This is a genomic window from Vibrio sp. ED004, from assembly GCF_023206395.1.
In the GTDB taxonomy this organism is placed as follows: domain Bacteria; phylum Pseudomonadota; class Gammaproteobacteria; order Enterobacterales; family Vibrionaceae; genus Vibrio.
This window is the reverse complement of the sequence record NZ_CP066149.1, coordinates 160067-186865: the sequence shown is the minus strand read 5'-3', so window position 1 is coordinate 186865 and position 26799 is coordinate 160067. Positions and strand designations below refer to the sequence as shown.

6 protein-coding genes and 2 pseudogenes are annotated in these 26799 nt (G+C 44.4%); 3 read left to right on the top strand and 5 right to left on the bottom strand.

The features are described from left to right. The first annotated feature begins 179 nt into the window (after positions 1-179). The 3 genes and pseudogenes from ltrA to ITG10_RS26275 all read left to right on the top strand — a co-directional run bounded on the left by ltrA (position 180) and on the right by ITG10_RS26275 (position 20597). Positions 180-1459: pseudogene (gene ltrA / locus ITG10_RS00740) on the top strand (group II intron reverse transcriptase/maturase). A gap of 659 nt (positions 1460-2118) precedes the next feature. Then, positions 2119-10212 (top strand): annotated as a pseudogene (locus ITG10_RS26280) (retention module-containing protein); the annotation flags it as partial. Positions 10213-10355: 143 nt separating this feature from the next. Next, positions 10356-20597 carry a type I secretion C-terminal target domain-containing protein gene (locus ITG10_RS26275; protein ID WP_282575744.1) on the top strand — a complete coding sequence of 3414 codons (10242 nt, stop codon included), beginning with the start codon at positions 10356-10358 and terminating at the stop codon, positions 20595-20597. A 72-nt stretch (positions 20598-20669) separates the two neighbouring features. On the opposite strand, the gene ITG10_RS00725 is transcribed toward ITG10_RS26275, so the two are convergent. The 5 genes from ITG10_RS00725 to ITG10_RS00705 all read right to left on the bottom strand — a co-directional run bounded on the left by ITG10_RS00725 (position 20670) and on the right by ITG10_RS00705 (position 26527). Beyond that, positions 20670-21434, bottom strand: coding sequence for a transporter substrate-binding domain-containing protein (locus tag ITG10_RS00725; protein WP_017632257.1), 765 nt, complete (start codon positions 21432-21434; stop codon positions 20670-20672). Between the two features lie 315 nt (positions 21435-21749). Continuing rightward, complete coding sequence (locus ITG10_RS00720) at positions 21750-23516, bottom strand: sodium:solute symporter family protein (RefSeq protein ID WP_017632256.1); 1767 nt, start codon at positions 23514-23516, stop codon at positions 21750-21752. Positions 23517-24524: 1008 nt separating this feature from the next. Then, on the bottom strand, positions 24525-25151 hold the full coding sequence (locus ITG10_RS00715) for a bifunctional 4-hydroxy-2-oxoglutarate aldolase/2-dehydro-3-deoxy-phosphogluconate aldolase (protein WP_017069898.1): 627 nt from the start codon (positions 25149-25151) through the stop codon (positions 24525-24527). 73 nt (positions 25152-25224) lie between these two features. Then, entirely contained in the window at positions 25225-26157 is a 933-nt protein-coding gene (locus ITG10_RS00710; RefSeq protein ID WP_017632255.1) for a sugar kinase, read from the bottom strand. Positions 26158-26191: 34 nt separating this feature from the next. After that, positions 26192-26527: a cupin domain-containing protein gene (locus ITG10_RS00705; protein WP_009846518.1), complete on the bottom strand. Its 336-nt coding sequence runs from the start codon at positions 26525-26527 to the stop codon at positions 26192-26194. Positions 26528-26799 lie beyond the last annotated feature (272 nt).

Sequence of the window (26799 nt, the reverse complement as noted above, 5' to 3'; positions counted from 1 at the left end):
TTCCTAGTTTGGTTGATTGTGGAAGCAAGATACTGAGCTAAGAAACCGTATAGGGGAGTAACTCTGACACACTTCAGTAAATTGCCATTGAGCTAGAAGGCTGAATAGCAGAGAGAAATAACACCCACACTGGACATGAAACACTTGTCCCCACACAGCACACAACCCAAGGAGAGAAAGTGCGAGTTTATTACAGTTTATATGGTCATCTGCTCAACAAAGAGAGGCTGTATAAAGGGTTTAAAAAGGTAAAGAAAGCGAAAGGCGCGGCTGGAATAGATGAGCAGAGCCTGAGCGACTACGCCGAAAATCTGAGTGATAACCTCGATCAACTCCTCTCTGAACTCAAAACCAAGCAATACAAACCTCAGCCAGTCAAACGAGTAGAGATACCCAAAGAAGACGGAGGGGTACGATTGCTTGGGATCCCAACCGTTAGGGACAGAGTTGTCCAACAAGCACTCAATGATATCCTCACCCCCATCTTCGAAGAGCAATTTCACCCATCAAGTTTTGGGTATAGACCGAATCGAAGTTGTCACGATGCAATCAACAAATCCACGATGTTTATCCGCCGATACGGATTACAGCACGTCGTAGATATGGACTTGTCGAAGTGCTTTGACAAACTCGACCATGAGTTGATCCTCAAGAGCATCAGAAGGCGAGTCACAGATAGCAGCGTGTTAGAGCTGATAAAACAGTTTCTGAAAAGTGGCGTGATGATAGACGGTAGTTGGCAGGAGACAGAGCTAGGAAGTCCACAAGGTGGTGTTATCAGTCCTTTGATTGCCAATATCTACCTTGATGCGTTCGATCAGGAAATGCGAAAGCGTGACCATAGGCTCGTTCGTTATGCGGATGACATACTCATCTTTTGTCGTAGCAAGGCAGGAGCAGAGAATGCCCTTGCACAAGCGACGAAGATCCTAGAAGGAGAGCTTAAACTCACAGTGAATCAGACGAAATCACATATAGCGCACAGCCGTGATGGCGTGAAGTTCTTAGGTGTAGAAATCGGGAGTCAATTTACCCGCATTCAAACTAAGAAACTGAAAGGGTTCAAAAGTAAGTTAAAGCGACTGACAAAGCGAGGTGCGGTAAGCCACTTGAGCAAGTCATAAAAGCTTTAAACCCAGTGTTAAGAGGGTTCAGTCAATACTTCAGGATCACCAATAGCAGCAGAGAGTTTCAAGGTTAGCAGGGTGGCTACGAAGAAGACTTCGTAGTATCCAGTTGAAACTTTGAAGAAGCCTCAACGGTTACACCGAAGGTTAAAACAGTTAGGTATAAGCCGCCGTTCCAACATATCTCAATGACAAGTTGGGTCAGTGCAGCGAGTCCCCTATCAAGCTATGCGATGCCAAATCAATGGTTTAATGACCAAGGGTTGGTAAATCTTGGAACAATAAGGACAGGGCATGTGTTCAGCCAATATGCTGAATGGAAGTGTGCATGAGCCGTATACGAGGTCCGTACGTACGGTTCTGTGAGAGGGATGAGGCGGTAACGCCTCACCCTACTCGATGTTTATCACTTCCTGAAAAGAACCTGTGACCAAATTGAAGCGGCTAGCAGTTGTTTATCAGTTGGTTAAAATTCCGACAGATACGCTTTATGCAACTTATTTGATTGTTTTTGATTCGAATTTCACCACCTTTCCTCTGATTAGCGTCTCATAAATGGGAATTGCTTCTGCTTTGCTGCAAACGCATAGTTAGCCTCAATTAATGCCCCATGTTTGCTAATGATTTATCAACTTTATTGCTGTATATATTTATAAATAATGAGGTGCAATTACATTGTGAATTTATTTGCATATAAATCAGCACCATACTAACTTTTAACTAAGTTTTTCAAACCCCAACAAGAATACCTCGATTTGTGAAAAGACGTCCCTTAGCACAGACATGGCATTTTTTATGGGGAAGACTAGGCTTAAGAGTAAGTAAACTATAAAAAAACAGGTGAAATACTTTTCTCTTTTCAGGCCAGTTGGACGTGACAATGGATTGCCGTTGATGAGAGTTAAGTCTGCATTCAAATGAAACCTGAAATTGCTATTACAAATAATTTTCACAGCGCTCGAGAATAGTGTTTTGTGACAACGGGGGATATATGGATATCGAAGTTTCGCGCCAGGTTGCGGTAGTTGAAGCCGCTAGTGGAGATGTCGTCGTAGTTAAGCCAGACGGCAGCGCAAGAAAAATTTCAGTTGGCGATACCATCCGTGAAAATGAGATCGTGATTACGGCCAACAAGTCAGAACTTGTATTAGGCGTTCAGAATGATTCGATTCCCGTTGCAGAGAATTGTGTCGGTTGTGTTGATGAAAATGCAGCTTGGGTAGACGCCCCAGTAGCTGGTGAGGTTAATTTTGACTTACAGCAAGCAGATGCAGAAACCTTCACCGAAGACGACCTTGCTGCTATCCAAGATGCCATTTTAGGTGGTGCCGATCCGACTCAAATCTTAGAAGCAACAGCGGCTGGTGGCGGACAAGGTTCAGCAAACGCGGGTTTTGTGACGATAGACTATAACTACACAGAAACCCATCCCTCGGCATTTTTCGAGACCGCAGGCCTAGAACAACAAACCGTTGATGAAGACAGAGAAGAGTTCAGGTCGATCACTCGTTCATCAGGCGGTCAATCAATCAGTGAAGCTCTTACTGAAGGCTCAATATCCGATAATACTTATCCTCAATCTATCACGACGACAGAAACCATTATTGCTGGTAGTTTAGCACTCGCTCCAGATTCTTTTGCTCCAGAAACTCTATCCCTCGCGTCATTACTCAGTGAGCTAAACAGTGACATTACCTCAAGTGGTCAGCCTGTCACCTTCACTTATGACGCGACAACCAACTCTATTATTGGTGTCCAAGGTACTGATACAGTTTTAAGCATCGACATTAATGCCGTCAGTGTTGGAAATAACATTGAGCTTTCTTTAACCACAACGATTTTTCAGCCGATTGATCATGTAGCGTCTGTCGGTGGTGGCCAAGTTTCCTATACTGGCGATCAAATAGATATTACCTTCGATATTCAAGGCGAAGACACCGCTGGAAATCCATTAGCAACACCTATCAACACACAAATTACCGTATTTGACGGGGTAGATCCGTCTGCTGAAAGTGTGAATATCAGTAACGTTGAAACGAGCAGCGCAGCAATCGAAGGCGCGTTCTCCAATATTGGGAGTGATAACCTTCAATCAGCAGTCTTCGATGCAAGTGCATTAGAACAGTTTGATGGCGTACTCAGTGATAATCAGAACACGCTGGCAAGACTTTCTGATGATGGCACGACGATCACTTTGGCTATCCAGGGTCGTGGTGAGGTGGTTCTCACTATCTCACTTGATACCGATGGCACCTATAAATTCGAGCAGTTTAATCCGATCGAACAGATCGGCACTGACTCACTCTCTTTTTCGCTGCCGATCACGATTACGGACTTTGACCAAGATGTTGTAACTAATACCATTAACATTGAGATTACTGATGGCGATAGCCCGGTTGTGACCAATGTTGACAGTATTGATGTTGATGAAGCTGGTATTGTTGGTGGTTCTCAAGAGGGAACCGCGCCCGTATCGGGTAGCGGAAGTATCACTGCCGATATTTTTGAAAGCGACATCATCGATCATTACGAGCTTGAACCCACGGAGTTTAATACGGGTGGCTCTTTAACGTCTAATGGCGAAGCCGTATTGCTTGAGTTTATTGATGAAACTAACGGTGTAAGAACTTACGAAGGCTACGTTGAAGTCAATGGTTCTCGAATAACGGTCTTTGACGTTAAAGTTGATAGTCCGTCATTGGGGAACTATGAATTCACTCTGTACGAAGAGCTTTCTCACCAAGGCGCTGAAGACGCGTTGTTGACCTTTGCTTTGCCTATTTATGCCGTTGATGCGGATGGAGATCGCTCTGCACTGTCCGGAGGCTCGAACACACCAGAAGCCGCTGAGATTCTCGTCAATGTCACAGATGATGTTGTTGAGCTCGTTGATAAGATTGAATCAGTCACGGAACCGACTTTAGCGGGCGATACCATTGTTTCGTATAACCTGTTCAATTTCGAAGGTGCAGATGGCTCTACAATTCAATCGTTTAACTATGATGGTGTTGATTACTCACTAGATCAAAGCCTGCTCCCCGATGCTCCCCAGACTTTCAGTTTTACTGAGGGTGTCGTCACTATCTCATTAAACGGTGATTTCAGTTTTGAAGTTGCTCGTGATATCGACCACTCAAGCAGTGACACTATAGTAAAACAATTCTCATTTTTAGCTGAAGATGGTGATGGAGATACTGATACCTCAACACTTGAGCTGAGTATTACTGATGGTCAGAACCCAACTATAGATCTGATTCCGCCTGTTACTTTATCTGAAACAGATCTTGCCGATGGTTCTGCACCAAGCGGAAGTGCAGTGAGTGCAACTGAAACGATTACCTTTACTGCAGGCAGTGATGATGTGGCGAGTTTCCGTATTGAACCAACTGAGTTCAATGTAGGTGGAGCTCTGAAATCGAATGGTTTTGTAGTCGAGATAAAAGAAGACTCTGCTAATCCGGGGACTTATATCGGCTTTATTACTGATGGCTCGAACGCTGAAGTTCCTGTATTCACCATTAGCTTCTCTACGAGTACGTTAGGCGAATATACCTTTACTCTGCTTGAAGCCTTAGACCATGCGGATGGTTTAGATAATAACGATTTGAGCTTTGACCTGCCTGTTTATGCGGTTGATACAGACGGCGACGATTCATTAGTGTCTCAACTGAATGTGACCATCGGTGATGATGTTCAAATCATGCAAGAAGGCACGCTAGATATCATCGAGCCAAACCTTGCTGATGGCACGATCACAACCAGCACCATTGATGTGATGCCAAACCAAAGTGCCGATGGTGCGACGATCACTCAGTTTACCTATGACGGTCAGCTACGAACGCTTGACCAAAATGATACTGGCGAACAGCAGTTTAGCTTTACCGAGGGTGAGCTATTTATCACGCTGCAAGGTGAGGTGCGATTTGAACCCAATCGAAACTTAGATCACTCGGTGAACGAAGACATCGTGAAATCGATTGTCGTGACTTCAAGCGACTTCGATAACGATCCGGTGACTTCAACCGTAACGCTGACCATTACTGATGGTGATAACCCTACGATTGATGTTATTCCAAGCGTTACTCTTTCTGAAACGAATCTGAGTGATGGCTCAGCTCCGAGTGGCAGCGCGGTGAGTTCGACTCAAACTATCACGTTCACCAACCAAAGTGATGATGTGGTTCGTTTCCGTATTGAGCCAACGGAATTTAATATTAACGATGATCTTAAATCAAACGGTTTAGCCGTTGAGTTACGAGAAGACCCACAAGGTTCGGGTAATTACATTGGTTTTACGACCAGCGCGACGAACGTAGAAACTCAAGTATTCACGTTAAGCTTTAATTCTGGTTCATTGGGTGAGTACACATTTACACTCATCGAAGCCTTGGATCACCAAGATGCCCGTGGCAACAACAACCTCAGTTTTGATTTACCCGTTTACGCGGTAGATAGCGACGGCGATGATTCACTGATGTCTCCGTTAAATGTCACTATCGGCGATGATGTTCAAATCATGCAAGATCGTGCGTTAGATATCGTCGAGCCGAATCTTGCAGATGGCACAGTGACAACGGGTACTGTCGATGTGATGCCAGATCAAAGTGCCGATGGCGCAACGGTGACGCAATTCAGTTATGACGGCCAACTTCGAATGCTTGACCAAAATGACAATGGCGAACAACAGTTTAGCTTCACGGAAGGCGAACTGTTCATCACGCTTCAAGGTGAGGTGCGCTTTGAGCCCAATCGTAATTTAGACCACACGTTGAGCGAAGACATCGTGAAGTCGATTGCGGTGACGTCTAGCGATTCCGATAACGATGTATTGACCTCAACCGTCACGCTGACCATTACCGATGGTGATATCCCAACCATTGATAATGTGCCAGCTGTGAGCTTGTCAGAATCTAATCTTAGTGATGGCTCCGCACCAAGCGGCAGCGCGGTGAGCTCAATTCAAACCATTACTTACACCACTCAAAGTGATGATGTGACCAGCTTCCGTATTGAACCGACTGAGTTCAATGTTGGCGGAACTCTCACATCAAACGGATTAGCGGTCGAGCTGAAAGCTGACCCAACCACACCGGGCGGCTACATCGGTTATGTTACTGATGGTTCGAACGTCGAAACCAACGTGTTCACGATTAGTTTTTCGGATACCAATTTAGGCCAATACACCTTCACCTTACTTGAAGCACTAGACCATGTAGATGGCCTCGCAAATAATAATTTGAGTTTCGACTTACCGGTTTACGCCGTTGATAGTGATGGCGATGATTCACTGGTCTCGCAATTAAACGTAACCATTGGTGACGATGTTCAAATCATGCAAGGTGGTACGTTAGATATCACTGAGCCAAATCTTGCAGATGGCACAATCACAACCAATACCATCGATGTGATGCCAAGTCAGAGTGCCGATGGTGCGACGATCACTCAGTTCACTTATGACGGTCAACTACGAACACTGGATCAAACGGACACTGGTGAGCAGCAATTTAGCTTCACAGAAGGTGAGTTGTTCATCACTCTTCAAGGTGAAGTTCGCTTCGAACCAAATCGCAATTTAGACCACACGGCTAGCGAAGACATCGTGAAGTCGATTGTGGTGACCTCAAGCGATTCAGACAATGATGTACTGACTTCTACAGTGATGCTGACGATTACCGATGGTGATATCCCAACCATTGATGCCGTGCCAAGTGTTACTCTTTCGGAAACTAATTTAGCTGATGGTTCTTCACCAAGTGGTAGCGCAGTTAGTCAGACCGAAACGATTACCTTCACGAACCAAAGTGATGATGTGGCGAGTTTCCGTATTGAGCCAACGGAGTTCAATGTCGGCGGTGCACTGAAATCGAATGGATTTGCTGTCGAGATAAAAGAAGACTCGGCTAACCCAGGTACTTACATCGGTTTTATTACCAACGGTTCGAATACTGAAGTTCCTGTATTCACCATTGCCTTCTCTACGAGCACACTGGGTGAATACACCTTTACCTTACTCGAAGCGCTAGACCATGTGGATGGTTTAGATAACAACGATCTGAGCTTTGATCTGCCTGTTTATGCGGTTGATACAGACGGCGATGATTCATTGGTGTCTCAACTTAACGTAACCATCGGTGATGATGTCCAAATCATGCGAGACGGTACGTTAGATATTGTTGAGCCAAATCTGGCTGATGGAACAATCACAACCAATATCATTGATGTGATGCCAAACCAAAGTGCCGATGGCGCGACGATCACTCAGTTTACTTATGATGGTCAACTACGAACGCTTGACCAAAATGATACTGGCGAACAGCAGTTTAGCTTCATCGAAGGTGAGCTATATATCACTCTTGAAGGGGAATTGCGCTTTGAGCCAAACCGAAATTTAGACCACTCGGTGAGCGAAGACATCGTGAAATCGATTGTTGTAACCTCAAACGACTTCGATAACGATCCGGTGACTTCAACCGTAACGCTGACGATCACGGATGGTGACAATCCGACTATTGATGCGGTGCCGAGTGTATCGCTGAAAGAAGCGGATCTCGCTGATGGCTCATTGCCAACTGGTAGTGCGGTTAGCCAAACGGAAACCATTACTTTCACTAATCAAAGTGATGACGTGGTTCGTTTTCGTATTGAGCCAACGGAATTCAATACTAATGATGATCTTAAATCGGACGGTTTAGTTGTTGAGTTACGTGAAGATCCACAAGGTTCGGGTAATTACATTGGTTTTACGACCAGTGCGACAAACGTAGAAACTCAAGTATTCACGTTAAGCTTTAATTCTGGTTCATTGGGTGAGTACACATTTACACTCATCGAAGCCTTTGATCACCAAGATGCCCGTGGCAACAACAACCTCAGTTTTGGTTTACCCGTTTACGCGGTAGATAGCGACGGCGATGATTCACTGATGTCTCCGTTAAATGTCACTATCGGCGATGATGTTCAAATCATGCAAGATCGTGCGTTAGATATCGTCGAGCCGAATCTTGCAGATGGTACCGTGACAACCGGTACTGTCGATGTGATGCCAAACCAAGGTGCCGATGGCGCAACGATCACTCAGTTCACTTATGATGGTCAGCTACGAACGCTTGACCAAAATGACAATGGCGAACAGCAGTTTAGCTTCACGGAAGGTGAACTGTTTATCACCCTTGAAGGTGAAGTACGCTTTGAGCCGAACCGCGACCTAGACCATTCAGTTAGCGAAGACATCGTGAAGTCGATTGTGGTGACTTCAAGTGACTTCGATAATGATCCGGTAACTTCAACCATTACGCTAACCATTACTGATGGTGACAATCCGATTATTGATGCGGTGCCGAGTGTATCACTTAAAGAAGCGGATCTCGCTGATGGATCATTGCCAAGTGGTAGTGCGGTTAGCCAAACGGAAACCATCACTTTCACTAATCAAAGTGATGACGTTGAGAAATTCCGTTTAGAGCCAAGTGAGTTTAATACTAACAATGCGCTCAAGTCCGATGGTTTGATCATTGAGATTCGAGAAGAGCCAACAGGTTCAGGCAATTACATTGGTTTTACGACTGATATTTCGAATGTCGAAACCACGGTATTTACACTCGATTTCAGCAGTACCACTTTGGGTGAGTACACCTTCACGCTTCTGGAAGCGATTGACCATACACCAATTCAAGGCAATAACGATCTAACATTCAACTTGCCGGTTTACGCGGTAGATAGCGATGGTGATGACTCTGTGATGTCGCCACTGGCCGTGACTATTACTGATGATATTCAAGTGATGGTTAACGACTCTCTCACAATTGCAGAGCCAACGGTTGCAGATTTGGCAGCGGGTACACCGACAACGTCGACAGTTAATATACTGGATGAAGAAGGTGCTGATGGCACGACCATTACTCAGTTTACTTACGATGGTGGAGCGGTATTAACGCTTGACCAAAATGATACGGGTGAACAAAAGTTCGTGGTTGCTGACGGGTCATTGTATATCACTCTACAAGGTGATATTCGCTTCGAACCAAGTCGTAACCTTGACCATGCTGGTGGTGATATCGTTAAGTCGATAGTCGTAACCTCCAGTGATTCTGATAGCGATCTTGTGTCTTCAACGGTAACGCTAACCATTACTGATGGCGATATTCCAACCATTGACACAGTGCCAAGCGTTACGCTGTCAGAAAAGAATCTGAGTGACGGTTCTGCTCCGAATGCAAGTGCGGTGAGTTCAACTCAAACCATCTCGTTCACCAATCAAAGTGATGATGTTGAGAAATTCCGTATTGAACCAACGAAGTTCAATACTAACGATGATCTTAAATCGAACGGATTTGCAGTTGAGATAAAAGAAGATTCGGCTAATCCGGGTACTTACATCGGCTTTATTACCAATGGTTCGGGCACTGAAGTTCCAGTGTTCACGATTGCCTTCTCTACGAGTACGTTGGGTGAATACACCTTTACTCTGCTTGAAGCGTTAGACCATGTGGATGGTTTAGATAACAACGATCTAAGCTTCGATCTACCTGTTTATGCGGTAGACAGTGACGGTGATGATTCAGTGATGTCGCCGTTAAGTGTAACCATCGGTGATGATATTCAAATCATGCAAGATGGCACATTAGATATCGTTGAACCAAATCTTGTTGATGGCACGGTGACAACCACCACCATTGATGTGATGCCAAATCAAAGTGCCGATGGCGCGACGATCACTCAATTCACTTATGATGGCTATCTTCGAACACTGGACCAAAATGATAATGGCGAACAGCAGTTTAGTTTCACGGAAGGTGAGTTGTTCATCACGCTTGAAGGTGAAGTGCGCTTTGAGCCAAATCGCAACCTAGACCACACACTGAGCGAAGACATCGTGAAGTCGATTGTGGTGACGTCTAGCGACTCCGATAACGATGTGCAGACCTCAACCGTCACGCTGACCATTACCGATGGTGATATTCCAACCATTGACACAGTGCCAAGCGTTACGCTGTCAGAAAAGAATCTGAGTGACGGTTCTGCTCCGAATGCAAGTGCGGTGAGTTCAACTCAAACCATCTCGTTCACCAATCAAAGTGATGATGTTGAAAATTCCGTATTGAACCAACGAAGTTCAATACTAACGATGATCTTAAATCGAACGGATTTGCAGTTGAGATAAAAGAAGATTCGGCTAATCCGGGTACTTACATCGGCTTTATTACCAATGGTTCGGGCACTGAAGTTCCAGTGTTCACGATTGCCTTCTCTACGAGTACGTTGGGTGAATACACCTTTACTCTGCTTGAAGCGTTAGACCATGTGGATGGTTTAGATAACAACGATCTAAGCTTCGATCTACCTGTTTATGCGGTAGACAGTGACGGTGATGATTCAGTGATGTCGCCGTTAAGTGTAACCATCGGTGATGATATTCAAATCATGCAAGATGGCACATTAGATATCGTTGAACCAAATCTTGCTGATGGCACGGTGACAACCACCACCATTGATGTGATGCCAAATCAAAGTGCTGATGGCGCGACGATCACTCAGTTCACCTATGACGGCCAACTTAGAACGCTTGACCAAAATGACACGGGTGAGCAGCAATTCAGCTTCACAGAGGGTGAATTATTTATCACGCTGCAAGGTGAGGTGCGATTTGAACCAAACCGTAACCTAGACCACTCCTTGAGTGAAGACATCGTGAAGTTGATAGAGGTCACCTCAAGTGATTTCGATAAAGATCCAGTAACATCAACGGTTACTCTGACCATCACCGACGGTGATAACCCAACTATCGATGCGGTACCGAGTGTATCACTTAAAGAAGCGGATCTGGTTGATGGCTCATCACCAAGTGGTAGTGCGGTTAGCCAAACAGAAACCATCACTTTTACCAACCAAAGTGATGATGTTGATAAATTCCGTTTGGAGCCGAGTGAGTTTAATACTGGCGGTACTCTGAAGTCTGATGGTTTAGTGATTGAAATTCGAGAAGAGCCTGCAGGTTCGGGTAACTACATTGGCTTCACCACTGACACTTCAAATGTCGAGACCACAGTCTTTACACTTACATTTAGCAGCACGACTTTAGGTGAGTACACCTTCACGCTTATAGAAGCGATTGATCACACACCAATTCAAGGTAATAACGACCTAACGTTTAACTTGCCAGTGTACGCGGTCGATAGTGATGGCGATGATTCTCTAATGTCGCCACTTGCTGTGACGATTACCGATGATATCCAAGTCATGATAGATGGCGCGTTTACGATTGAAGAGCCGACTGTGGCTGATTTAGCAGCGGGTACGCCGACAACAACGACCGTCAATGTTCTTGATCAAGAAGGGGCTGATGGCACAACTATTACCCAAATCAATTACGATAATGGTACAGTGTTTACGGTTGACCAGAGCAATACGGGAGAGCAAAAGTTTGTGGTTGCTGAAGGCTCGCTCTATATCACGCTGCAAGGCGATGTGCGCTTTGAACCAAACCGCGATCTTAATCACTCGGGCGGGGATATCGTTAAGTCGATAGTGGTCACTTCAAGTGACTCTGATAGTGATGTGGTGACTTCGACAGTAACGCTAACCATTACGGATGGCGATCTACCAATCATCAACGTCATCCCTGGCGTGAGTCTTTCTGAAGTCGATCTGGCTGATGGTTCTGGGCCAACGGGTAACCCAGTATCGATGACTCAAGTGATTAACTATACCGAGGGTAGTGATGATGTTAGTCATTTCAAAATTGACCCTGCTCAGTTCAATACTTCGGGGGCTCTTAACTCGAATGGATTAGAGGTTGAGATTAAAGAGCAGCCAGCGAACTCTGGGAACTATATTGGCTTTGTAAAAGACGGTGCTAACGTAGAAACAAACGTCTTCACGATCAGTTTCTCAACCACCAATTTAGGGCAATACACGTTTACGCTGCTTGAAGCGTTAGACCATGCGGATGGCTTGCACAACAACACGTTAAACTTCGATATGCCTGTTATAGCTGTGGATACCGATGGTGATGAGTCTGCGATGTCACCAATGACATTGACCATTACCGATGATGTACAAGGTGTACAAAACGGGTCATTGAATATTGTTGAGCCTTCACTGGCTGATCTCGTGGCAGGCACACCAACTACGCCAACCATTGATGTTATGCCGACTCAAAGTGCTGATGGCGCAAAGGTTACTCAATTTATTTACGATGGTGGTATTGCTGTCACCTTGGACCCGAATGTATCGACAGAGCAGGTGTTTACCGTAACCGATGGTTTACTGTACATCACGATTGAAGGCGAAGTTCGTTTTGAGCCAAATCGAAACTTAGATCATTCAGCGGGTGATATTGTTAGAACGATTGTTGTAACGACCAGCGACTTTGACAACGATACTGATACCGCGGATGTCACATTAACGATCCAAGATGGTATTGACCCGGTCATCGATGTTGTTCTTAGCGTTAACTTATCGGAAGTGAACCTAGCGGATGGCTCAACGCCAAGTGGTTCTGCGGTGAGTTCAACACAAACCATTACCTACACCGTGGGTAGTGATGACTTAAGCCACTTTAGAATTGCAACCAACGAATTCAATCCTGGTGATGTGCTGAAATCAAATGGTCTTGTTGTTCAGCTAAAAGAAGATCCTGCTTCACCTGGTGACTACATCGGGTTTACTGATGATGGGGCCGGTAATGTAACTAATGTATTCACCATTGATTTTGATAGTGTCAACAAAGGTCAGTTCACCTTCAAGCTGATTGAGGCACTCGATCACCTTGATGGCGCGCTTAATAACAATCGTAATTTCAACTTGCCGGTTTATGCGGTTGATACTGATGGTGATGACTCAGTTAAGCGTGATGTTGTTGTCACCATTCAAGATGACCTCCAACAAATGCAAGATGGCACGTTAACCATCACAGAGCCAAATACTAGCACACCAACTACCTCGACCGTTGATGTCTTGCCTACGCCAGGTGCTGATGGGGCAACCATTACACAGTTCACCTATGACGGTGGATCTGCGATTACTTTGGATCAAAGCATCAGCGGTGAGCAGGAGTTTGTTTTCACTGAAGGCTCGCTGTTTGTCACTTTGGATGGTGATTTAAGGTTTGAACCAAATCGTAATCTTGACCACTCTGCAGGCGACATTGTTAAGCTGATTGAATTTACTTCTTCTGATTTTGATAAGGATATGTCTTCTTCAACAGTCACACTCACTATCGTTGATGGTGATGGACCAACCTTGAATGTCGTTCCGAGCGTTAGCTTGTCTGAAAGCTTACTGGCTGATGGTTCAACGCCGAGTGGCAGCCCTGTCAGTGTGACCCAAACCATTACTTCACTCGCAAGCAGTGATGACATCGAGAAGATTGTCGTCGAAGTAGGGCTGTTTAATACCAGTGGTGTATTGAAGTCTGATGGTCTTGAATTGAGCTTGCGTGAAGAGCCTGCTGGTTCAGGTGATTACATAGCGTTCACAACGGATGGCTCAGGTGTTGAGAAAGTTATCTTCACCCTAGAATTTGATAACACCAACCAGAGTGAGTACACGTTTACTTTGTTAGAGCGTTTGGATCATGTCGACGGATTAGGAAACAACGATCTCAGTTTTGACTTGTCGGTGTATGCACAAGACACCGATGGCGATATCTCACCGTCTAAACCGCTTTCTGTGACTATCAGTGATGATGCTCAATTGATGCAATCTGGTGCTCTTAGCATCACAGAACCAAGTACGGGTACACCTACTACAACGACATTTGATGTGATGCCCGCGCAAAGTGCTGATGGCGCCACCATAACCAAATTTACTTATGGTAGTCAGCCTGAAGAGTCTCTGGTGCAAACCAACACTAGTGAGCAAGAGTTTGTATTTACGGAAGGTTCGTTGTTTATCACGCTTGAAGGTGATGTGCGCTTTGAGCCAAATCGAAATCTGAATCATGCTGGTGGTGATATCGTTAAAACCATTACGGTGACATCGGAAGATAAAGACGGCGATATTGTCACTTCGACCGTGACACTGACGATTTCAGATGGTGCTCCACCGGTAATTGATACGGTACCAACGGTTGCATTGGAAGAAGCGAATCTCGTGGATGGCTCATCTCCGAGCTTACCTGTGAGCCAAACTGAAACCATTACTTTCACAGCGGGAAGTGATGATGTGAGTCATTTCCGTATTGATACCACTCAGTTCAACACGTCTGGTGATTTGAAATCGGATGGCCTAGTAGTTCAGCTTAAAGAAGATCCAGCCAACAGCGGAACCTATATTGGTTTCGTTGAAAGTGGAGGTGTTCAAACGGATATCTTTACCATCACGTTTAGCAGCGTGGTTTTAGGAGAATACACATTCACCTTGTTGGAAGAGTTAGATCATCTTCCAGTTCAGGGTAATAACGATCAAATCTTCACATTGCCAGTTATCGCTGTCGACAAAGACAACACTGACTCAGCGATGAAACCGCTAACGGTGACCATTACCGATGATGTTCCAAACATTACTCAAACAACTGGTGACAGTGACTTTAGCGTTGAGGAATTTGGTTTATATGAGTTATTCCCTTACGATATAGTTGAAGGAGCCTTTATTACGACTGAAGGGGCTGATCAAGTCGAAACTTACGAGTTGCGTAATATCTCAACACTGGAAGCAACGTTATCGTCTGGGAATGAAGGGGTTAAGATCATAGAGACCACCAACGCTGCCAATACGACCACTTACCAAGGCGTAACCGAGCTAAGTGGAACGCCAATTTTCACCTTAGTGCTGACTGGTGACGGTGCTTACACGTTTACTTTGCGTGGTCCTCTCAATCACGCTACTTCACCGAGTAATCTCGATAGATTAACAATACCGTTTGATGTTGTTGCTATTGATGGCGATGGCGATGAGTCTAAGCAATATCGATTGCCAATCGAGGTAATGGATCAATCGCCCACCTTCAGTTCGTATTCTTTGAGTGAAACCGTTGATGAAAATGACCTTTCTGTCGTTGGCTCTGAACAATCTGAAGATACCGTTATTAATGGGTTATTCGATGCCTCGTTGGAAGGTCCAGATGACATTGTGAAATATGAGCTTGTTAACGAAGACTCAATCATCGCAAGCTTAGTTTCTGACGGGGAAAGTTTAGAATGGTTACCAGTTTCACAAAGCGGTACAACCTTCACTTATCTTGCACAAACGGTCACCAGTAATCAACCTGTGTTTAAAATCATTTTTGATACCTTAAACAACGGTTATCAATTTGAGTTGTTTAAACCACTTAAGCACCCTGATGGCGCGGATGAAAACGCGATTGACCTTAACTTTTCTGTCGTGGCCGAAGATTTTGACCAAGATAAATCACACGAGATCGTTCTGAAAATCACGGTGACTGATGATGTTCAAATAATGAAAGATGGAGCTCTAAATATTGTCGAGCCAACTGTCGCTGATTTAGCCGCTGGCACGCCAATAATCACGACCGTTAATGTGCTTGATCAAGAAGGTGCCGACGGTACCACCATCACTCAAATCAATTATGACAACGGCACAGTATTTACGCTTGACCAAAATAACCCTGGTGAGCAGAAGTTTGTGGTTGCTGAAGGCTCACTTTACATCACCCTGCAAGGCGATGTGCGCTTTGAACCGAACCGCAATCTTAACCAGTCAAGCGGGGATATCGTTAAGACTATTACCCTAACGTCAGAAGATAAAGACGGTGATATTGTCACTTCGACAGTGACACTGACGATTTCAGATGGCGCGCCACCGGTAATTGATAGGGTACCAACGGTTGCATTGGAAGAAGCGAATCTCGTGGATGGCTCATCTCCGAGCTTACCAGTGAGCCAAACTGAAACGATTACTTTCACAGCGGGAAGTGATGATGTGAGTCATTTCCGTATTGATACCACTCAGTTCAACAAGTCTGGCGATCTCAAAGCGGACGGCTTAGTTGTTCAACTCAAAGAAGATCCTGCCAACAGCGGAAACTATATTGGTTTCGTTGAAAGTGGGGGTGTTCAAACGGATATCTTTACCACCACTTTTAATAGTGTGGTACTAGGCGAATACACATTCACTTTGTTAAAAGAGCTTGATCATCTGCCTGTACAAGGCAACAACGATCAAGTATTCACTCTGCCAGTTATTGTTGTCGACAAAGACAACACTGACTCAGCAATGAAGCCTCTTATGGTGACCATTACCGATGATGTTCCAATCATTACTCAAACACAAACAACTGGTTTCAGTAACTTTAGCGTTGGGGAATTTGGTTTATATAAGGTATTCCCATTTAATATAGCTGAAGGAGCCTTTATTACGACTGAAGGGGCAGATCAAGTCGAAACTTACGAGTTGCGTAATATCTCAACACTGGAAGCAACGTTATCGTCTGGGAATGAAGGGATTAAGATCATAGAGACCACCAACGCTTCCAATACGACCACCTACCAAGCCGTAACTGAGCTAAGTGGAACGCCAATTTTCACCTTAGTGCTGACTGGTGATGGTGCTTACACCTTTACCTTGCTTGGCCCTCTCAATCACGCTACGACACCGAGTAACCTCGATACATTAACAATACCATTTGATGTTGTTGCCGTTGACAGTGATGGCGATGATTCAAATCAGTATCAATTACTAATTGAAGTCATTGACGATATACCGGTAATGATAGCTCCGACTGGTGAAACGGTTGTCGATGAAGACGATCTGATTGGGATTGGTTCGGATCAATCCGAAGATACCATTATTAACGGGCTGTTTACCGTCGATGAAGGTCCAGATGGCATTGTGAAATATGAGCTTGTTAACGAAGATTCAATCATCGCAAGCTTAGTTTCTGACGGGGAAAGTTTAGAATGGTTACCTGTTTCACAAAGCGGTACAACCTTCATTTATGTAGCACAAACGGCCACCAGTAACCAGCCTGTGTTTAAAATCATTTTTGATACCTTAAACAACAGTTATCAATTTGAGTTGTTTAAACCACTTAAGCACCCTGATGGCTCGGATGAAAACGCGATTGACCTTAACTTTTCTGTCGTGGCCGAAGATTTCGATCAAGATAAATCAGACGAGATCGTTCTGAAAATCACGGTGACTGATGATGTTCAAATAATGCAAGATGGAGCTCTTAGCATCACAGAGCCAAGCTCGGGCACGACAACCAAAACGACGTTTGATGTGATGCCAGCGCAAAGTGCCGATGGCGCCACCATCACCAAATTTACTTATGGTAGTCAGCCTGAAAAATCTCTGGTGCAAACCAACACTGGTGAGCAAGAGTTCGTATTTACAGAAGGTTCGTTGTTTATCACGCTTGAAGGTGATGTGCGCTTTGAGCTAAATCGAAATCTGAATCATTCTGGTGGTGACATCGTTAAGACGATTACCGTGACATCAGAAGATAAAGACGGCGATATTGTCACTTCGACAGTGACACTGACGATTTCAGATGGCGTGCCACCGGTAATTGATACGGTACCAACGGTTACATTGGAAGAAGCGAATCTAATGGATGGCTCATCTCCGAGCTTACCTGTGAGCCAAACTGAAACCATTACTTTCACAGCGGGAAGTGATGATGTGAGTCGTTTCCGTATTGATACCACTCAGTTCAACAAGTCTGGCGATCTCAAAGCGGACGGCTTAGTTGTTCAACTCAAAGAAGATCCTGCCAACAGCGGAAACTATATTGGTTTCGTTGAAAGTGGGGGTGTTCAAACGGATATCTTTACCACCACTTTTAATAGTGTGGTACTAGGCGAATACACATTCACTTTGTTAAAAGAGCTTGATCATCTGCCTGTACAAGGCAACAACGATCAAGTATTCACTCTACCAGTTATTGTTGTCGACAAAGACAACACTGACTCAGCAATGAAGCCTCTTATGGTGACCATTACCGATGATGTTCCAATCATTACTCAAACACAAACAACTGGCTTCAGTAGCTTTAGCGTTGAGGAATTTGGTTTATATGATTTATTCGAATCCGATAGAGCTGAAGGAGTCTTTATTACAACTGAAGGGGCAGATCAAGTCGAAACTTACGAGTTGCGTAATATCTCAACACTGGAAGCAACGTTATCGTCTGGGAATGAAGGGATTAAGATCATAGAGACCACCAACGCTGCCAATACGACCACCTACCAAGCCGTAACTGAGCTAAATGGAACGCCAATTTTCACCTTAGTATTGACTGATGATGGTGCTTACACCTTTACCTTGCTTGGCCCTCTCAATCACGCTACGACACCGAGTAACCTCGATACATTAACAATACCATTTGATGTTGTGGCCGTTGACGGTGATGGCGATGAGTCTAAGCAATATCGATTGCCAATCGAGGTAATGGATCAATCGCCCATCAACAGATCCCATTCCCTGAGTGAAACCGTTGACGAAAATGACCTTTCTGTCGTTGGCTCTGAACGGTCTGAAGATACCGTTATTAATGGGCTATTCGATGTCTCGGAAGGTCCAGATGGCATTGTGAAATATGAGCTTGTTAACGAAGACTCAATCATCGCAAGCTTAGTTTCTGACGAGGAAAGTTTAGAATGGTTACCTGTTTCACAAAGCGGTACAACCTTTACTTATGTAGCACAAACGATCATCAGTAATCAGCCTGTGTTTAAAATCATTTTTGATACCTTAAACAACGGTTATCAATTTGAGTTGTTTAAACCACTTAAGCACCCTGATGGCGCGGATGAAAACGCGATTGACCTTAACTTTTCTGTCGTGGCCGAAGATTTCGATCAAGATAAATCACACGAGATCGTTCTGAAAATCACGGTGACTGATGATGTTCAAATAATGCAAGATGGAGCTTTAAATATTTTCGAGCCAACTGTCGCTGATTTAGCCGCTGGCACGCCAATAATCACGACCGTTAATGTGCTTGATCAAGAAGGTGCTGACGGTACCACCATCACTCAAATCAATTACGACAATGGTACAGTATTTACGCTTGACCAAAATGATCCTGGTGAGCAGAAGTTTGTGGTTGCTGAAGGCTCACTTTACGTCACCCTGCAAGGCTATGTGCGCTTTGAACCGAACCGCAATCTTAACCAGTCAAGCGGGGATATCGTTAAGACTATTACCCTGACGTCAGAAGATAAAGACGGTGATATTGTCACTTCGACAGTTACACTGACGATTTCAGATGGTGCTCCGAACGATACGCCTGTTGTTAATGGTGACAGTGTCACCACGCTCGTTGATGAGGATGCCGGTCAATTGTTGAGTGGTATTACTGTCAGTGACCCTGATTATGTCGATAGCTTTGCTAATGACTTGATGACAGTAACACTGACCGTTGATTACGGAACGCTTTCAGTATCACTACCTGCTGGTACTAGTGTGACCGTTAATGGTGACAATAGTGGTTCGGTGACGTTAGTAGGGACGCTGAGCGATCTGAATGCCTTGATTGACACACCGACCAGCCCGAATGGGGTTTACCTTGATGCAAGCTTGGCTCCAACCAACAATATCGGCCTAGAAGTCACTGCCAAAGACAGCGGCAACCCTTCAGGTATTGCGATAGAGACAGCACCTGTGGTTTACAACATCGCGGTGACGCCAGTAGCGAATGCACCAACCCTGTCTATCGATAGTGCGACTAACTACGTGAGAAACATTACTGCGAGTCAGTCAGTCAGTGCGAGTGGTATTCCTTTAGTTGGGATTATCGCGGCCTTAACGGACATTACAGAAGAGCTAACGCTGCATATTAGTGATGTGCCTGCTGGCGCTCAAATCACCAGTACTGCGGGTTCAGTGACGGATCTTGGCGGCGGTGTGTGGGTGGCAACGGCGGATGCAATCGACAGCTTGCAAGCGGTTGGGCTTTCTCAAACTCCAGGGAACTACACACTGAAAGTTGAGGCAGTTTCTGAAGAGACTGACAACAACGATACAGCGACCTCTGCATCGATTGACCTGAACTTGAACATTGTGTCGAATGCGGTTGATATCAACTTGGCTTCGGAAACCGATGATGTTCAGTTACTGGCTGGTGCTAATGCGACTGACTTAACGGGTGGTTCAGGTAATGACCGACTGGAAGGTGGTGCTGGTGACGATACGCTCATTGGCGGCGGCGGTTCAGATATTCTAACCGGTGGCGATGGTATGGATTCGTTCGTGTGGCTGAACATCGAAGATGGTGTTGAAGATACGATTACCGACTTTGATTTGTCTGAAGGGGACAGTATTGACTTGCGCGAAGTCTTGCCAGAGCTTAAGAATTCACCTCCAGACATGACTGCATTGCTACAACAGATAGATGCGAAAGTGGAAGGGGATGATATTGAGCTTACGATCAACCCTGATGGTATAGGAACCACAGAGCAAGTGATCGTGGTTGAAGACCTTGCGCCACAGCTAACTTTAAGTGGCACAATGCCGTCAGACATTCTGGATGCATTAGTACAGCAGAATGTGATCACCCACGGTTAACGCGAACCATGAAACCAAAACGAAATAGGCCAGCAATGCTGGCCTATTTTTTTTATCTAGAACGATAGAAGATTATTTCAGAGAGTTGTGGATCAGAAACTCTTCTTCAACGCCTTTCAATTTCATCTCATCCATAATGAAGTTCACTGTGTTCAAAAAGCGCTGCTCACCTTTAGGAATCAAGTAACCGAATTGGCTGTTAGTGAACGGCGTTTCACAGCGAGCTGCTTCAAGGCGCTCGTCCGTTACTTGATAGAACAGACCTTCCGGAGTTTCTGTCACCATCACATCAACTTTGCCTTCCGCAACGGCTTGCGGAACGTCTAGGTTGTTTTCGTAACGTGTGAAGCTTGCGTTCTGCAAGTTAGCATCTGCAAACATCTCGTTAGTGCCGCCAATATTCACGCCCACACGAACCGAAGACAGATTTACTTTCTCAATGCTGTCGTACTGCTCTGCTTTACCTTTCGCAACTAAGAAACATTTACCAAAGGTCATGTAACCCTGAGTTTGTTCTGCGTTTAACTGGCGTTGCATTTTGCGCGTAATACCACCCATCGCGATGTCGTATTTATCGCTGTCGAGGTCGGTCAGTAGATCTTTCCATGTGGTACGAACAATCTGTAATTCGACACCTAGCTGCTCTGCAATGTGCTGTGCGACATCGATGTCATAGCCAGAGTAGGTTTTACCGTCGAAGTAAGAGAAAGGCTTGTAGTCGCCTGTGGTTCCCACACGCAGGGTTCCTGATTTTTGAATGTCTTCTAGCTGGTCAGCTTGTGCGACACCAGAAAGTGCCAGAGCAATGGAAGCAAGTAATAGTGATGTTTTTTTCATTGTAATTATCTGTTGTGTTTGTCTAGTTGTTAAAAGTAACAGAAAGAAAAGCAGAAAGAGATCAAACCATTGGAAAGTTAAAAATAAAGTGGGGTTTCGATTAGTCAGGATAAAAAAAACTGCTTGAACGAGCCCTTTGACTGACGAAATTGAAGGGTTTGGGGAAGGGGATATCACTTATCAAAGTGTCACTTAGAGCAAGAGCGACAGTTAAGTAGAGATGCAAACAAAAAGCCCATGCTATCGAATAACATGGGCTTCATTATTGGTTTAACGTGTTAGATGCTTATTTAGCGTTTAGCGTTTAGCGTTTAGCTACTTAGCAACTGACTCGTTGTTCATCTTAGCTGGAGCCTTAGATGCGTTAACCAGTAGGATACCAACGGTGAGTACCATCGAACCACATAGTAGGAACAACAAGCGTCCTGTCGGTTCGTTTGGAATCAGAGCCATTGCTAGGATACCGAAACCTGCTGTGCTGATAAGCTTACCAAGCATTGAACGCTGTTTAGTATCTAGGTTTTGTTGCTCTTCACCTTCCGCTACTAGCGGCGTGTTCCAGTTAGTGAATAGTTGGTCAACTTCTTTCTCACGCTCTGGCGTTAGGCCTTTGTAGAAGCGAGAAGTCATGATGAAGTAACCACCAGTGAACACTACGTGAGCTGCTAAGCTTAGACCAACTTTCAAGTCGCTCCATTCACGGCCAGTAAGTGCTGTTTCTAGACCAAATAGGTTCTCGATGTCTTCTGCTTGAAGAGAGATACCGAAGATGTAAGAAACGAAACCACCAACCACTAGAGTAGACCAACCAGCCCAGTCAGGTGTCTTACGAATCCACATACCTAGTAGTACAGGGATAAGCATTGGGAAGCCAATCAACGCACCTACGTTCATCACGATATCGAACAAGCTTAAGTGACGTAGAGAGTTAATGAACAGACCAATCGCGATGATGATTACACCCATCATGATAGTCGTTAGCTTACTTACAATAACCAGCTCTTTCTGAGTCGCGTTTTGACGAAGAACTGGGCTGTAGAAGTTCATTACAAAGATACCAGCATTACGGTTCAAACCTGAATCCATAGAAGACATCGTTGCAGCGAACATTGCTGACATAAGAAGACCAACCATACCTGCTGGCATTACGTTCTGTACGAATGCTAGGTAAGCAGCATCACCGGCTTTGTCGCCCATTGATGTGTATTGCTCAGCAAACTCAGGCATGAATGCACTTACGTACCAAGGTGGTAGGAACCAAATTAGTGGACCAACAACCATAAGGATACATGCTAGGCCTGCCGCTTTACGTGCGTTTTCACTGTCTTTTGCACATAGGTAACGGTAAGCGTTGATGCTGTTGTTCATTACACCGAACTGCTTCACGAAGATGAATACAACCCAAAGGATGAAGATGCTCACGTAGTTTAGGTTGTTACCTAACATGAAGTCGCCGTCGAAGTTAGCAACGATGTTAGTTAAGCCGCCACCGTGGAAGTAAGCTGCTACCGCACAAGTGATTGTCACGGCCATGATTACAAGCATTTGCATAAAGTCAGAAGCAACAACCGCCCAAGAGCCGCCCGTTACTGCCATCAATACTAGAACCATACCCGTTACCACAATGGTTGCTTCCATTGGGATGTTGAATACCGCTGCTACAAAGATAGCTAGACCGTTTAGCCAGATACCTGCAGAGATAAGGCTGTCCGGCATACCTGCCCATGTGAAGAACTGTTCAGACGTTTTACCAAAGCGCTGACGAATAGCTTCGATCGCTGTTACCACACGAAGTTGGCGGAACTTTGGAGCGAAGTACATATAGTTCATGAAGTAGCCAAAAGCATTGGCTAAGAATAGGATTACAATAACGAAACCGTCATTGAACGCGCGTCCTGCGGCACCTGTAAACGTCCATGCTGAAAACTGTGTCATGAAGGCAGTTGCACCAACCATCCACCACAACATTTTGCCGCCCCCTCTGAAATAATCACTAGTTGACGTGGTGAACTTACGGAACATCCAACCAATAGCGATTAAAAAGAAGAAGTAGGCGAGAACAACAAAAGTATCAATAGTCATCTTTTCAGCCTTTTAAATATCATAATTAACTGGGCTTAGATTAACTCGCCTCAAGGTTTATTTGTACTACAATATGTCTTTAGTATGATCTAGGTCGCATTGATTTTTTACTGAATACTGAAAAATCTTTTAAGTTGTTGTTTTAATGGATATTAATTGTGCGTGGAATTTATTTTTGTTGTGAAATAAATTGAAGGTTAAATGTTCATATGTATTACAATATAAGAAAAATCGCTTACTTTCTCTTATCTATAAGATTTTAATTATAACCGTAACAAATATGCTACAAATTAGTGTATTGTGCGACTAGGTTCACGTTAATTTACAACGCTATACTTGAAGATTCCTAATTGGGAGTTCAAGAGTAGCCTATTGTTTTCACTTCGCTATTTTTTGTTTGTCTGCGGCTATGTAGCCTTTCTATGCTATTTACTACTTTTTCGAACTAGAGAGGCACATATTTGGAATTTTTGTCAGTGAGTGGGCGTTAAACTGTACAACGGGACACATTTTTCGGCTCACTTTGTCTATTGTTACCTTCTGTACATGCTATGCGAGATGTTTGGTGATGTATTGAAAAGGAACATTTTTGGATAAGGGGTGATAGACGTAGATACGCCAGTAACGCTCAGCCAGATGCGTGCTGACGTTGATTGAAAACTCACATCACTACGCTCTTGCTTGTCTTAGTCACGGACCTGTACGAAGCCATAGAGATAAAGGTGATAGAATGTGTGGGTAAACAGAAAGTCGATTGAGAGTGTCTTATACCAATCACAGTAAGTAAGTGATCAAAAATAGCGTAGGGAAAAGGCTTGAGAAAAAGGCAGAAATTTTCGATAAGTAGTTATTCTACAATCAAAAGTTCTAACGCAGTTATCGGGCGTTTTAGCAAGTTAGGGTGACCAGCTATTTACCACGATGGGTATTACTGCTAGTCGGTGCGATAAACGGCAGATAACAAAAAGCCCCACCGAAGTGAGGCTTCATCACTAAATCTAAAACAGATTAAGCGTTAACGTGATCAACAGCGTCACGAACAAGCTTACCTAGTTCGTCCCACTTACCTTCGTCGATAAGGTTAGTTGGAACCATCCAAGTACCGCCACACGCAAGAACAGAAGGGATCGATAGGTATTCATCTACATTCTTCAAGCTTACGCCGCCAGTAGGCATAAATTTAACAGGGTAAACCGCTGTCAGTGCTTTAAGCATACCAGTGCCGCCAGAAGGCTCAGCAGGGAAGAACTTCAGCGTGCGAAGGCCCATTTCCATTGCTTGCTCAACTAGGCTTGGGTTGTTTACACCCGGTACGATTGCAACACCTTTGTCGATACAGTATTGAACAGTACGAGGGTTAAAACCTGGGCTTACGATGAAATCAACACCAGCTTCGATAGATGCGTCAACTTGCTCGTTAGTCAGCACAGTACCTGAACCGATTAGCATGTCTGGGAACTCTTTACGCATGATGCGAATCGCTTCGATTGCACATTCTGTGCGTAGCGTGATTTCTGCACATGGCATGCCGTTTTCAACAAGAGCTTTACCTAAAGGGATAGCGTCTTCAGCACGGTTGATCGCGATTACAGGGATTACTTTTAGGTTTGCTAGTTGTTCATTTAATGTAGTCATGAATTCTTTCTCACGTTAAATGTGGGCTTGCTTTCAACTAAGCAAACCCTTGATTAATAGTTAAAGTGCGTAATTATAGAGACAGATCTGGCGTTGCTTCTAGAGGAATGATAGCACCTGGATGCTGAATCACAGTTCCTGCCACAATATGACCTGCCAATGCTGCATCACGTGCATTGCCACCGCTTAAACGCTTAGCTAAGAAGCCTGCGCTGAACGAGTCGCCAGCCGCTGTAGTATCAACAATGTTGTCTACTGGGTTTGGAGCAACGTACTGAGCGCTTTGGCTTTCAACCACTAGGCAGTCTTTCGCGCCGCGCTTAATGATGATCTCTTTCACACCAGACTCAGACGTACGTGCAATACACTGTTCAATGCTTTCGTCGCCGTACAGCTCTTGCTCGTCATCGAACGTCAGTAACGCTGTGTCGGTGTACTTAAGCATTTTCAAGTACCAAGAAATCGCTTCTTGTTGGCTTTCCCAAAGTTTAGGACGGTAATTATTGTCGAAGAATACTTGGCCGCCTTGAGCTTTGAATTTGTCTAAGAAGTTGAATAGCTGCGTGCGTCCGTTCTCTGTCAAGATAGCAAGCGTAATACCACTTAGGTAAACCGCGTCAAAAGAGAATAGCTTATCAAGTAGAGCAGGCGTGTCTTGTTGATCAAACATGAATTTCGCAGCAGCGTCACTACGCCAGTAGTGGAAGCTACGCTCACCAGTTTCATCGGTCTCGATGTAGTAAAGCCCTGGTTGTTTGTGATCAAGCTGAGCAATTAAGCTCGTGTCGATACCTTCTGCTTGCCACTTTTCCAACATGTCGGTACTGAATGGGTCAGTACCTAACGCTGTTACATAGCTTGTTTGGATATCTTGCTCTTTTGTTAAGCGTGACAGGTAAAGTGCTGTATTCAGTGTATCGCCACCAAAACTCTGCTTAAGCCCGTCTTGTTTCTTTTGTAGCTCAACCATGCACTCGCCAATGACCGCGATGTTTAATGATTTCATATGCTTACCTTAGCAACTGAGGTTGCGCTATTAATTATTTTAGGAAATCTTCACGCGCAGGGTTGAAGATATCAAGAAGGATGCTGTCTTGCTCTAGAGCAACGGCACCGTGCATCATGTGTTTACGAGCGAAGTAAGCATCGCCTTCTTTAAGTACTTTCTTTTCACCTTCAATCTCAGCTTCGAAGCTGCCACGAACCACGTAACCGATTTGATCGTGAATTTCGTGAGTATGAGGGTGACCAATCGCGCCCTTGTCAAAACATAGGTGTACAGCCATTAGATCGTCAGTGTAAGCAACGATTTTACGCTTAATACCGCCACCAAGTTCTTCCCAAGGGTTTTCATCTAAGATAAAGAAAGAGTTCATTGTGTATCTCCTAATCTGTTTAAATCTTTTAAGTGTTACTTAACTTACATTCATCATAAAGGAATGAGGCCAATTGTAATACAATATATCTAAATTTGTGTGATATTGATCAAGTGATACTTTATATAGCGTAAATAAATCAACAACTTAACAAATGACTGATATTTTCCATTAGTCAACCACATCAATGACTTACGGCTAATTATGTGACTCTACTCATCATTTGGCCACGAATAGGTATGATTAAAGCTCATATTGTATTACTTTATATG